General features: G+C 41.5%; 10 protein-coding genes and 2 pseudogenes. 2 read left to right on the top strand and 10 right to left on the bottom strand.

Annotated elements, in window-relative coordinates:
- Positions 1 to 179: 179 nt before the first annotated feature.
- From MHB54_RS25870 to MHB54_RS28795, 7 genes are all read right to left on the bottom strand, one after another.
- Positions 180 to 896, bottom strand: a complete 717-nt coding sequence (locus MHB54_RS25870; protein ID WP_069080623.1) for an ABC transporter permease — start codon at positions 894 to 896, stop codon at positions 180 to 182.
- Positions 896 to 1846: an ABC transporter ATP-binding protein gene (locus MHB54_RS25865; protein ID WP_264453712.1), complete on the bottom strand. Its 951-nt coding sequence runs from the start codon at positions 1844 to 1846 to the stop codon at positions 896 to 898. The genes MHB54_RS25870 and MHB54_RS25865 overlap by 1 nt, the downstream gene beginning before the upstream one ends.
- 90 nt (positions 1847 to 1936) lie before the next feature.
- Positions 1937 to 3118: an alpha/beta hydrolase family protein gene (locus MHB54_RS25860; protein WP_264453711.1), complete on the bottom strand. Its 1182-nt coding sequence runs from the start codon at positions 3116 to 3118 to the stop codon at positions 1937 to 1939.
- Between the two features lie 221 nt (positions 3119 to 3339).
- Positions 3340 to 4395: a HAMP domain-containing sensor histidine kinase gene (locus tag MHB54_RS25855; protein ID WP_028541664.1), complete on the bottom strand. Its 1056-nt coding sequence runs from the start codon at positions 4393 to 4395 to the stop codon at positions 3340 to 3342.
- 1 nt (position 4396) lies between these two features.
- On the bottom strand, positions 4397 to 5092 hold the full coding sequence (locus MHB54_RS25850; protein WP_013310135.1) for a response regulator transcription factor: 696 nt from the start codon (positions 5090 to 5092) through the stop codon (positions 4397 to 4399).
- A 721-nt stretch (positions 5093 to 5813) separates the two neighbouring features.
- The gene (locus tag MHB54_RS25845) at positions 5814 to 6350 is read right to left on the bottom strand and encodes a hypothetical protein (RefSeq protein WP_053325564.1); all 537 of its coding nucleotides are present in this window, start codon (positions 6348 to 6350) and stop codon (positions 5814 to 5816) included.
- 86 nt (positions 6351 to 6436) lie between these two features.
- Positions 6437 to 6622, bottom strand: a complete 186-nt coding sequence (locus MHB54_RS28795) for a competence protein CoiA family protein (RefSeq protein ID WP_028541667.1) — start codon at positions 6620 to 6622, stop codon at positions 6437 to 6439.
- A gap of 105 nt (positions 6623 to 6727) precedes the next feature.
- On the opposite strand from MHB54_RS28795, the pseudogene MHB54_RS25840 reads away from it, so the two are divergent.
- Positions 6728 to 7912: pseudogene (locus MHB54_RS25840) on the top strand (IS1380 family transposase); the annotation flags it as partial.
- Between the two features lie 694 nt (positions 7913 to 8606).
- Positions 8607 to 10568, top strand: a complete 1962-nt coding sequence (locus MHB54_RS25835; protein ID WP_023988911.1) for an endonuclease MutS2 — start codon at positions 8607 to 8609, stop codon at positions 10566 to 10568.
- 360 nt (positions 10569 to 10928) lie between these two features.
- Here MHB54_RS25835 and MHB54_RS25825 read toward each other — a convergent pair whose 3' ends face one another.
- The 3 genes and pseudogenes from MHB54_RS25825 to MHB54_RS25815 all read right to left on the bottom strand — a co-directional run.
- A complete protein-coding gene (locus tag MHB54_RS25825; protein ID WP_023988912.1) occupies positions 10929 to 11831 on the bottom strand; it encodes an ROK family protein in 903 nt (300 codons plus the stop codon).
- Positions 11832 to 11891: 60 nt separating this feature from the next.
- A complete protein-coding gene (locus MHB54_RS25820) occupies positions 11892 to 12698 on the bottom strand; it encodes an HAD family hydrolase (protein WP_264453710.1) in 807 nt (268 codons plus the stop codon).
- Positions 12699 to 13231: 533 nt separating this feature from the next.
- Positions 13232 to 13609: pseudogene (locus MHB54_RS25815) on the bottom strand (MFS transporter); the annotation flags it as partial.
- Positions 13610 to 13644 lie beyond the last annotated feature (35 nt).

The following is a 13644-nucleotide window of genomic DNA, read 5'->3' as shown; positions in this document are numbered from 1 at the left end:
TATATTTATGCCCTTTGTCACTGGCAGTTTTATAAAGTTTACGGCCGCTTTGATAGATATGGTGGTACACTCTCCAATCCAGCGCTTAGTTTATCGTCAAGCATGAACGTGCGAGCAGCGGAGAGATTGTTGTTCCTTTTCATAATTGATATATCTACAACTCAGTGCATGTAGCGCGTTTATTGCTGCTCGGCAAATCTCCACCAGGCAAATGTTCCGACTATTCCGGCTATTCCCGTAGACGCAAGAATGATTATACTACTCAACTTTAAAAACCCGGTGCTTTGAAATACCGACGGGATGGTCCACGGAAAATAGGGGGCGAATCCAAAAGAGGCCAAAACATTTGAGAGAATGACGATTATCAGGATGAGTCCTAATGGTGCCAAGTATCCCTTGCTCACATTGGCCAGAAGAGTGCCTGGTGTGGTAACAATAATAAACAATAGCGATGTTATAATGAATTTAAAGAAGATATTCCAAATAAAAGAAGCTGACCCGCCCACAACTCCTAGAATACCCCCCACGGCAAAACCTATGGCAAACATATACATGGAAAGTAATAGGCTCCATGCTAAAATTACAAGAAATTTGGACAGTACAATTTTCGATCTGGAAACGGGCTTTGCAAGCAAATCTTTAATTGTTTTATCCGAAAACTCTCGTCCAAATACCCATGCCGCGATAAAGGTGTACCCGATAAGTCCCAGCGGGGCAAGACTATCAAGCAATTCGGTTAAATACATTTTCCAATTGATGCCGCCGGCGTCACTGGATAAAATAATTCCGACACCCATCATGATTGGCCCAAATGCAAAAATAAGAAATACCAACCAAAACACATTGGCGCGGATAATCTTGCGAATCTCACAATGTAAGACAGAAAAAATATTCATTATATATTCCCCCTTGTCATACCAATTGTGCGGAGAAAATATCCTTCCAAATCCTCCGTAATCACTCGAAGCAATGTTGGCGGTTGATTGGATTTAACCAGCAGTTCGGCCAGTCGTTCAGGACTATCCGCTGCGTGGTCATCGGTTAGTTTAATATAGCCGTCTATTGTCTCCTCAAATTCATATCCATGCTCTTCAAGCACCTCCTTTAAGGCATGTTTGTCGCGGCCATTCACCACTAAGTTTTTCTGTAACGATTGCTCCAGCTTATCCATTGCGACTTCTTTAACAAGATGGCCATTGTGAATAATCCCAATGCGTGTGGAAACTTTCGAGAGCTCCTCTAACAGATGGCTGGATATAAAAACAGTTACGCCGAAATTTTTCGCTAGGCCATATAACATATTCCGTATCTCCGCCACGCCTGCGGGATCGAGGCCATTTATCGGCTCATCCAATATTAGAATTTCCGGATTGTGAATCATTGCTTTCGCAAGTCCCAGGCGCTGTTTGTTTCCTAAAGAAAGATTCTTTGCCTTTTTCTGTTTGTGCGGCTCAAGCCCCAACTTATAGATAACCCGATTTACGGAATCTTTGTCAGGCACCCCTTGCATGCGTCGTGCTATGTCAAGATTTTCAACTACAGTTAAATCGGGATAAAAAGTAGCCTCCTCCAAATATCCAACCTTGTCCCATAATTTATAGTTTCCGGCATCGACCTTTTCACCTAACATATAGAGCTTGCCGGAGGTTGGCTTGAGCATCGCCAAGAGCATCTTTATGGTCGTTGTCTTTCCAGCGCCATTCAGTCCCAAAAATCCAAATATCTCTCCTCGGCTCACCTCCAGCGAAAGATTGTTCAATGCGATATAGTCGCCAAATTTTTTGTGCACTCCCTCAATTTGTATGGCGGGCGTTCCTCCATTTTTTTCCTTTGATAAAATACTCATAGCCTTCAACTCCTCCATAAAGAGAGAGCTTATTCAGGATTCTAAGTACGACACTCCTGAACAAGCTCAATCAGAAATTTTTCAATAAATCTACTTTATGATGTCCTGGCAATCGCTTAAGCGAGGCGAGGCTGGCCCAAGCCCAATTGAGCAGAGCCAATTCAGCGCTACCTCATGCAGCACGTTGATGTTGTCTACCTGACAGTGTTCTAATCCGCCAAGTCGTCTATCCTCTATCGGGTAGAACGTCTTGTTTTTCGAACCCGCTTGCTCGTAATTCTTCAAGGCTTGTGTCAGCGGATTTGGCTGAACCAATATCTCTTCTGCTCCGTGCATTACAAGAAGCGGACATTCTATCTGGTGGAGCACGCCCTCAAGATCATAGGCAAAACGCGGATTCCCCGCAAAATCCTCCAAGCTTTTTGCCCCCAGAATTCTCATGCCGTGTGCGGCCAGACTCGGCGGCATCCATTTAAGCATGCCATCCCAGTCGAAGGCGTGCGTACCGCCGTCGGAGATGACGGCAGCAATCCTGTGATCGAACGAAGCGAATCGCAGCGAGTCGTAAGCCGCAAAACTCTCCCCGTGCACGATAATCTTATCGGGATCGACTTCCGGCCGCGTTAGAAGAAAGTCGATTGCTCGGGAATGGAAAGCCTCACTGTCCGCTCGTCTTCCTTTTCCCTTTTCGTACAGCGAGAGGCCGGTGCCAGGCTGGTCATAGACCAGAAAGTTATATCCACACGAAATAAAAGCGGGACCTAGCCAGAAATAGTTTTCAATTGACCACTCGTCGCCACCGTTAAGAGCAAAAAGGGTCGGCTTCGGACCTTTTATCCAGGAAGGGGAGAAGAAGTAACCATCCAACTTGACATCTTCGAAATCGACATGGATCTTCTCCGGTTGGACATCGAAGTACTTTCCGGCAGCTTCGAAGAGTTCATTTACTTTCTTAAATATACGGATTTTCTCGGTGTCATCATCCATCACCACATATTCCGCAATTCTGTAGTAATTGCAGGCACGAATGTAGCAGTTTCGTGCTGTATACCAGTTTCCAGCCGTTTCGGCCTCCTTGCCGTGTCTTTCCAATGCCTGAGCCGTTATGAGCCATTCCCTGTGCCACGTGTCCTTGTCATCGGGGTCGATTTTTTTGCAGGCCTCGTAGATCTCGGTGACGTCCGTAGCACCGAGGCTTGCCATACCTAAAGCTTTGGTGACTTGGTATGACATCATGTAGTTATTGGGCCAACGGCTGAACTCAATTGACATTGCAACATCCTCCTTTTCCAGTTCTAGTGATTGTAGTTTTTTTACTACAAGTAATTTTTACAACACAAAGATAAAGCTTCTTTAAAAGAAAAATAAATGTTTATAAAGAGAATATAAAAAACTATAAACCGCTGAAAAAACAAAAAAGGCTGCTGCCTGGGTGTTCACACCTGGCAGCAGCCTTTAACTCCTGTAGTAAAAGAAAATGTGCAAAAATAAAATCAGTGTTGTGCGGCCAAGGGAAGGCTGAATCTTATCCCCAAACCGCCATATTCGGAAGGGTAGGCGCAAATTTCGCCCCTATGATGTTCAATAATGGATTTACAGCTTGCAAGACCCAGACCCAGCCCGCCCTTTTGGATTTGCCGCGATTTATCCACAGTGAAAAATTTGAGGAACAGAGAAGATATATCCTTATCCGGCACTCCAATTCCATTATCTTCGATTTGAAAAAAGGCATACTGTCCTAGCGGGTATCCGGTCATATACACTTTCAGTTTATTTTTCCCTCCATATCTTACAGCATTGCTAAAGAGGTTGCCGAAAACCCGACGTATCATCGGTTCATTGACCATCAGCAATATATTTTCCGTGAATGAATGGCGGCAAGTAAGCTCGTTGTCAAGTCCCGCCAACTCATACTCATATTCAAGGGCAATGTTTTCAAATAATTTTGATGCTTTTACAGGTTTAGCTACCATAGATTCCAACTCCAGTTTTTCTTTGGTGAAACTGGAGAAATCATTGATGAGTTCGACCATATATCCTGACTTCCTTTGAATCAAATCATAATATTCCTGCTTTTCAGTTTCTGGTAAATCCTTGTGTGTAGCCAGCAGTTCAGTAAAACCATTAATAGATGTCAAGGGTGTTTTCAAGTCGTGGGCAATTGCCGCGATCATATCGATCTGCTCTTTGTGCGCGAGTTGAAGCCGATGCTCCATCTTATTGAAGTGCTTATAAAGTTCTCCGATCTCATCATTACTTCTCAGAGCTAGCGGAGGCAGTGGATGTACAATATTTACTTCTTCAAGCCTGGTATTCAGAAGCTGAATGGGTTTCTCTATGCAAAAATGAATATAGATAATCAGAATAATAAATATGAAACAGGCAATTGCAAATATGGGCAGGAGCAATGCTATATATCGCGAGTCCAGCAATGAACTGCGTATAGGGGAATATACTGCAAAGACAAGCTTCAGATACATTCCAATCGAAAACATGAATATTATAAACATCAGCAGGAACAAAAGAGGAAGCTTTATTTTCAGTTTCATACTATTGCTCTCTTTCCGTGTATTTATATCCTATGCCCCATATTGTTTTAATAAAGTCATATTCAGAACCAAGTTTCTTACGGATATTTTTTATATGAACCGTTACGGTATTTATTTCTCCGTATTCGTCTCCCCAGACGTTTTCATATATCTGCTCACGAGTCAATACATGATTGGGGTGGCGCATGAGGATAGACAGAATCTGAAATTCCTTCGTTGATAAGTCGAGCTTCCTGCTATTCAGAAATGCTTCAAACGTCTTATCGTTCAAAATGAGCGGAGCATCCGCCTTTTCGTTACTGGGACTAAGTTCATCCCACTCTTTAAAAAGCCTGTCCACTTTTCTGAAGTGAGCCTTTATCCTGGAGACAAGCTCCTGAATACTGAAAGGTTTGGTCATGTAATCGTCTGCTCCTATTTCGAGCCCGACGATTTTATCAATGTCCTTATCACGCGCACTTAAAAACAGAATTGGGACATTATAAGAATTTCGGATACTTCTGCAGACATCAAGTCCATCCATATCAGGCATCACTATATCAAGAACGATGAAATCAATGTGATTTTCTTCCAATGCAGATAAGGCTTCTTTCCCGGAACATGCCGAAATTATTGCAAATTGCTCGTACCTTAAACTCTTTGTGATGAGTTTTACGATTTCTTCATCGTCGTCTACAACTAATATCGTTTTTGGCATCTTTATACCTCCCAACCTCTTTAAATGGACTGCATTTATATAACACAAGAACCGCATGGACTCGAATTGACAAAAAAAGTCGCGCTCAAAGCGCCTCTCCAGTTCCGGATACGCTGGAATAAGAGCTTGAGCAACGCCTTGGGGAATTCTGGATTTAACAAGCTGGTATGCCCTTCAATAGCGGTCGAGTTATGGGCGTCAGTGTCAATTTAGAACAGATAAATATACGAACATTTATTCCTTTCGGATAAATAATATCAACAACCAGCGCAAAATCTTTCTTCTTATGCGGTGTTCATGAATTTCATGATTCAGGATTCTTTGGTACCGGCTATTGTAGGCTATTTTTAAACAATTGATGATCAGAATTACGCAAACGGATCTGATATAAATAATAATTCCTTAATCTTGTTGATGCAATTCTCCACTTCGTAAATAGAATCAAGGTATAAATATTGAATTGCATAGTCCGTAGAAGTACGTGCACCACCATGAACACAAAGCTTGATATTAACCTCTTCCAGCATTTTATTTACGAAGATTTTATTTCTCCTTGTTAATCTATCCAGAGTGTCTCTGTGCTCTGTATACACATACTCCACTAACGAGATCTCATTTTTGTGTTTACTTGTTACATACTCTCGTAGAGTCATGTCCCCCTGTCTCTTTAAAGCACCAATCAGCACAAAATCACTAGGGGAAATAAGCTTTGTTAATGCTCTTAATGAAATATCTTCGCTATCTTTAAATTTATTGAAGTTCTCTCTTTATCATAAGATCCGTCATCAAATGAACCTACTGAAGTTTGATAATAAGAAAATTCCCTATCACTATCCCCAATAATTACCTTTAAGCGATTCATAAACTTTTCTCCATAGATAGCGCTAGCAAAGCTAACCATTTCTTGCAGTTTTTTTAGAAAAAGTTCTTCCCGCTCTTGTAAACTTTTTTGTAAAAGAAGATTCAGGATATATCTCAATCGATCTTCCATGAATGGTTCTAAACTATCCGAAACCAAAACACAGTAATCGTATGTTTTGCATTTTCTTACTCTCACATTAGATATTGGAACCGAAATATCTTCAGGATTATGATAAGTAAAATATTGTTTTCTATCGTGGCCGTTTACATTGGTCGTTCTTGATGTTAAAGAGTAATTGAACTCAATGGTTAAGGTTGGCTTCTTCGACATCGAGAAAGTATACCAAACCTGTTTTTTTATAAATGTATTCATCGAAATCCACTCTTTTTCTAGCATCTGTATAGTCTCTAGCCGAAGAAAATTTCATGAATTTGGACTTATCAAAGATCCAGAAATCTTGAATACTAACGGACTCAAATAAATTATGACGTTCTTCCCATTGGGCAATGGTAAGAGGGGCTATGCTGAAATTCAAAAGCCCATTTCATTCCCTCATACTCCCCATCTTGATGCTCAACATAAATATCTGCTATTTGCCTTGTAGTGGGGATATACACTTCAAATTCCACAAATGCATTAGGAAATTTACCTTTTAACCAATTGTACATTATCCTGAAAGTAACCTTCTATAAAAAATAAAAAAAGGGCTCAAATCTTTGGTAGAATGGTGTTTGTCGAGAACAAAATCACCCAAAGAGAGGAGCACCTTTTAGGTGAAGTCTACCACACCCATCCATAAAATCAAGACCTAATTTTCCCTAAACCAGTCCACAAACATCGGAGGAAGCAAGATCTTCCTCGATTATCTCGAAAAAATTAAACTGAGCCTTGTGCTCCAAACCTTATCCGGAGGCAAAACTCACAATGCACTGTTCCCAGTGCACCGCATTCTGCTACACCTCATCGTCGGCTGGATACTGGGCTGTGAGCGTCTGTTTCACTTTCGTCGATAGCAAAAGGACTCCCTCCTTCAGCGGTTTCTCGGTGGACGCTGTCCACACCACTCGCTTCTGTACAAGGAACTGGATCGGCTGGGAAAAACGAATCCTAATGTACGAAGGGAACTCCGGCAAGTGAACCTCGAAGTGATCCGGCCTTGTCTGCCCTCCAAGCTCATTCTCGATTTGGATTCGATCGTGGAGACGGTCTACGGCAATCAGGCCCAAGCGGCGAAAGGCGTGAATGCCCATAAGCCGGGGCGCAAAAGCTATCATCCCTTGCTCGCTTTTGAAGGACAGTCCCGCCTTTGCCTGAATGCCGTGCTACGGGCAGGAAACGTTCACTCGTCCACCGAGGCCGCCCCTTTTCTGAAAGAGACCTTTGACCTCTTAGGTCAGCACCCGGTCCAATACGCCCGGTTTGACAAGGGCTTTGGCGGCGAAGACTTCTATTCGCTCTGGAAAGGACGGCAGATCGGCTATGTGGGCAAAATGAAATGGACCAAACGTTTGGCGGCTGAAGTGGCCGCTTGTCGGTATTGGAAACATTACGTGGACGAAGACTGGATCATTGAAGGCATCGCCCTTTGGTACCAAGCCACGTCTTGGAAGAAACCGCGGCGGGTCGCCGTCATCCGCAAGGCGAAAGTCGTTCAGGACGACCAAGCTTGTCTCCTGCTGGATACCGATTGGGAGTATGAAGCGATCGTCACGAGCCTGGAGTGGGAATCCATCGATTTGTGGCGCTTTTACAACCAGCGGTGTTGTATGGAAAACTACATCCAGGAAGCCAAGTGCGGATTTGCCATCGATAAAATCGCCACGGGCTCTTTTGAAGCCAATGAAATTGACCTGCTCGTCAAATTACTGGCCTATAACCTGTACGAGCGATTCAAACAAGATTGCTGCGAACCGGTTCATAGGGGCTACACGTTTGCAAGGTTTCGTCTGGAATTCTTCCGGAATCTACGTGCTGGTAAGCCGTTTTGGAATATTCCCCCTGTTAATACACCCTGATTCTTACAGGTTTTTTGAGCGGTGAGTCTCTGGCTTCTTTGATCTTACGGGCTTTCGAAATTCAGGATAATATATATTATGTTATTTTTATGATCACCATTGTATCGAATTAAAGAAGTCGACCTTGACTTCAACGCCTGTCCAATCGTATAGTATGGTTATATCTTCAATTAAGGGAGAGATTTTGATGTCGGTGAACGTTCTTAACTAAGCAATTGCATATTCAGGGAGTATCATCAGGCGCTTGTATCCTTCGGGGACAGGTTTGTTTGTTGCTTTGTTGTTACCCTGATATTAGTTAAGAACATGCGGATATCATAAATCGCCTTCGGGATTATCTTCATCCAGGCCCTATTCCGTGCTGTGTTCAGCGCGGTTTTTTTGTTTTCAGATTTTGTAACTTCCCTTTAAACGTCTTCCATTCGATCCAAATAGCTTAGAAAAGAGCTGTTGCGTGAATAAATTGGAAACACGGAACTCGGAACTACAAAAGCTGCATAACAGGCTTATTTGATGATAAATTCCCTCTTTCCTTAAGGGCGGAGAATGAACGTTTTGTTCATTCTCCGCCCTTTTTTATTTTAACAGCAAGGTTTCCAAAATCCTGACACTACACAACTAAAGGAGCGATTTATTCATGAACGAAACTACAATGCTGCGTTTGGAATATGATCAAATTAAAACAAGAGTTTCCGAATGTGCTTTTTCTTATCTGGGTAAGCGTCACGCTGCTTCTATGCGCCCAATTACTGATATCCGTACAATTAAGATTCGTCTTGACGAAACGAACGAAGCCTTACAGATCATTCGCCATGGAGCAAGCGTCCCTGTTCCTTCGTTGGAAGGAATGGAGCACATTCTTCATCTGCTTGGAACCGGGTATATGTTCAGCGAGCGCGATTTTTCTCATATGGCCCAATTCATTAGAAGCTGCATTCAACTAATAAAATATATGCATTCCAAGGCGGACGCTGCTCCAACCGTCAGCGCTTATGCATCTTCCATGTATAGCATGGAGCCACTTCTTTCCGAAATCGAAAGATGTATTCATTCGGGACGTGTGACGGATATCGCCAGTAAAGAACTAGCTAAAATTCGCAAAAAAATTGCGGTTACTGAAGAACGTATCAAGAGGAAACTTGACTCTCTCACCAGCCGTCACCGATCCATTATGCAGGAAAATATGATTAGTCAGCGCAATGGCCGTTACGTGCTTCCAATCAAAAAAGAATTCCGTAAACAAGTGAAAGGCAATGTACTGGATGAATCGGGAAGTGGTCAAACGGTTTACGTTGAACCTGCCGAGATCACGAATCTGCAATTCGATCAGAGCGCGAACATGGCAGAAGAATCAAAAGAAGAAATGAAAGTACTGGGAGACCTGACGGCAATGGCTGAGTTATACAATCGGGAACTAAGCATCAATACAGAGACGGTAGGTGTACTGGATTTTTTATTGGCAAAAGCCAAATACGCCATGACTCTGGATGCTGTCCCTGTCGAACTTAACCTTGACGGGATTATAGACATCCGAGGTGCACGTCACCCGTTGATGTCCAATACCATGGTGCCGCTTGATTTCTCAATTGGTGAAGGATATTCCTCACTCATCATCACCGGACCGAACACAGGCGGAAAAACGATGGCCCTCAAAAGCGTCGGTCTATTAACATTAATGGTGCAATCTGGGCTACTGGTACCTGTTTTGCATGGCAGCCGAATGGCTGTATTCGAGGAAATTGTGGTTGACATCGGGGATGGACAAAGCATTGAACATGCTTTGAGCACCTTTTCTGCACACATCCGCAACATGATTAGCATTTTAGAAACGACGGGCAACTCTACTCTGATCCTGATTGACGAGATGGCATCTGGTACCGATCCGGGAGAAGGAGTAGGCCTCTCTATCGCGTTGCTAGAAGAATTCCACCGTCGCCGGGCGACAGTAGTGGCTACAACCCACTTTAGCGAAATCAAGCATTTTGCTGAAAACACACCGGGATTTCAGAATGCTCGTATGGAGTTTGATACCGAAACGCTGCAACCATTGTACCGACTTCGCATTGGAGAGGCCGGAGAAAGCTATGCATATGCGATTGCCTTGAAGCTGGGCATGTGGACACGTATTATCGAGCGTTCTGAGGCCATTTCTGCAGGCAGAGTGTCTCGGAAAACACAGGAATCGTTTGTTATTCCCCCTTCTGTAGATGATGAAAAGTCTGATGATGCAAATAAGCCTCTCCCTAAAAAAGCAGCTTTAGACGGTACAGTCACAAAACGGGGGAAACAAGAAATTCCTCTCAAAACCAAGCCATTTGCCCTTGGTGATAGTGTTTATGTAGGCTACCTGGATCGAACTGGAATTGTATACAAAACCGAGGATGAACGGGGGAATGTCGGGATTTTAATCCAAGGACAGAAGCTAACCATAAACAAAAAGAGGCTCGCCCTTCACATCGCTGCTACTGAATTGTATCCTGACGACTATGATCTGGATATTGTTTTAGAAACCAAGGAAAACCGCAAAAAACGAAAACTGCTGGGACGCAAGCATGTCGAAGGAGTGATGATTGAATCTCCCCCGGAAAATGAAATATAGACGCATGCGTATATTCTCAATATAAAAAATAAGTTATTTTTATATTGTCAGTGAAACTTGAATCTGCAAGCGGACACTTGATAAGAGTGATCCACTTGCAGATTTTACCACACAAAAAACATAATATATATTATGTAAACTTAATGATTCCTTACTAGAGAGGGACAAGATAAATCAGACATCCAAAGTTCATGTAAAACTCGGCTTCTAACCTTCAATCCAGCTTCATTATATAAAGCTCCTATATCAAACGTCTGTAATGCAAAAAAAGCGTGTCCAAAGTTAAGGCACGCTCTTTTATTGTTATTTTATTTGTTTGTAATACTCAATCCCGCGCTCATCGAAATATAACTTTTGTTATCATTCAAGATGATAGGATTGTTTGTAGTTATATATAGCACCTTGCAAATTCGCTTCATTGCCTAATCTACTTTGTTCAATATCTGCACGCACAAAATTATAGAAAGAATCCTTATAAAGCTTTTCTAGCTCTTCCCTAATGGTAATAACCAGTAATGGATTTTCAGATATGCCTCCCCCAATTACAAACTTTTCAGGATCAAGTATGGATTGCAAATTAATGATTTGTGTTGCGATGTTCCTACAGTATTCTCGAAAAATCGTTTGGACCGTGCCATCACCTTCTTCAATGAACTTGAATATCTTTTCACCTGTCATAGAATCTGCAGGAAGGTCTTTGGCTTTCGCAACGGTTTTAGTTAAAACAAAACTACTCCCTTGCATACCAAGCAAGTAATCATCATTGTCTGCATTTTCGTTGTTCGTTCTAATGAAGGAGAACTCCCCAGCTGATAAATGATGGCCCTTCAACAATTTCCCTTGAGAGATGATTCCACCGCCCATCCCTGTTCCAACGACCAGAACGACACCATCGGTAATCCCTTGTAATGAACCACGCCATGCTTCTCCAAGAGCAGCACACTTTCCATCATTTTCAATCGCTACAGGCTTGTGAAACGCTTTCTTAAAAACGTCAAGCATATTTATATCATTTATATATCTTAATGAACCGCCATGCACCATGTGACCGCTTTCAGAATTCACAATACCTGGCATACTGACGGCTATACCTTCACATTCATCCATAAACTGATTATGAATTTGCTTCAAAGCTACAAGCAGATTCTCAAGTGAGTCCAATGGAGTTTTAACTTTCCCCTTGCACATAAATTCACCTTGAAAATACAAACTAAATTTAATAAAAGAGCCACCAATATCAAAAACCAGTATTTTATTTTTCATGCTACGTATAGTCCTTTCATGAGGCAATTTGGGGTCTTCTCTCCATAACGATAATTAATATTATTGTTTTTGTAAATCCATCATTTTTTTTATCGTTAATAAGACACCGTTTTCTTCGTTGGATTTAGTGATAAAACTGGCAGCATTTTTAGTATTCTCACATGCGTTTTTCATAGCAAAACTATATTTTGCTATACTCATAAGTTCCACATCATTTTCACCATCTCCAAAAGACAGGGTCTCATCCTCAGTAACCCCCAATATCTCTTGGAGTTTTCTTACCGTCTCCCCTTTATGGGTATGAAGTGCTGTAATATCCAGCCAATTTGCTTCAGAATCAACGATATAAATTTGATCCATTAGAGTCTTTTCAACATGTTTTCTTAATAAGGAACTTTTTCCAGATGGATCATATACAGTTATTTTAAGAAAGCTACTGTTGATTTGATCAAATGAATCAATCTTAATCACTTCTTTGTACGAGCCTTTCACAATTTTATAGTATTCGTCTTGAATATATGAATGAACAAATGCTGCTTCCGTTGTACATGCTATGATAATGAAGTCATTGGAAAAACTTTCGATATCTCTTATCGCTTGTAATGCTAAATTGCGTTCAATCGTAAACTCTTTGACGACGACTCCATCCTTTTTAATCCGCGTAGCACTGTCCCCTAAGATCCAGATCCCTTTTCCGTGCTCGCCAAATAATTCTTCTACTCTTTCACACTGCTTGCCTGTACAGGCTACAAAGGAAATATTACTTTCTTGCATTTCTCCATACACCTGATTAAATAAATCGACATCGAAAGTGCCACTATTATTCAGAAAAGTACCATCCAGATCACTTACTACCAGTTTAAACATATATAAATCCTCCCTTAATATATAAAGATCTTTATTAGCCAAGTTTAATTTACGGCTTTTCATTTTCTTTCCATGGATCAACATCAAAATCTCTATTAAAATCTTCAAACATTCATTTAATAGGTGCATTACATACCCTGTACACTTATTAAACCATTTAATTAAACATATTAATAAAGCGAGTAAAAAAAGCCTCTTTATTAAGTGTACATACAAAGTTATTCAAAAAAATCATCGATGGAGCGGTAAGGTTTTACTTCCTTAGGCTGCCCGGATAATGCTAAGCACCAATAAGTACCAACCCATATAACTGAGCAAAGTAAAATCAGTGAGATCATAGAGTGCCCTCGCTTTCTCTTTTAGGTTACACGTTTACTTTAGCTGATGAAACGCGTTTCAGGTCAAGTGATAATTTATAGAAAAGCACGTTATTGTCATGGGTGTTTATGATTTAAGATATAATCTTGGGTTAACCGTTCGAAGTTCTCTTTTTCAATGTACGATTCACTTGTTCTGAACTGAACAGCATAAAAAGGAAGCAACAAAATGAGTCCTCCTGTAATTGCAGTAAGTTGGCCAGCCAGAATTAACATACGATTATTTATTTTTAAAGTTACGAACCCCGTAATAAGCCTGCCTATCGTAATTCCACCGTAGTATAAGGATATCCAGCCAGCTGCAGTTTCGGCTGTAATGTTTCTGGCCCCTACCAAATAGCTGGCTCCCCATAAGCCCACCATGGCTTCCACACCACAATAAAACAAAAAAGCAATAAGCGTGTCCTTAACTCCTTTCATTCGAATTAGCTTTTGTTTGGGGATGTTCTTAACTTGTACAGTATTGTGATCTCTCTGTGAGTAGTCTGATTGGATTTCGGTTATGGGATTTTGTATCGCGGCAACACGTTGCCATCATTTCTCTCCCTCTCTTCACTACACATATATAC

The sequence above is a fragment of the Paenibacillus sp. FSL M7-0802 genome (assembly GCF_038004945.1).
GTDB lineage: Bacteria > Bacillota > Bacilli > Paenibacillales > Paenibacillaceae > Paenibacillus > Paenibacillus polymyxa_B.
This window is presented reverse-complemented; position numbering and strand designations above follow the sequence as displayed.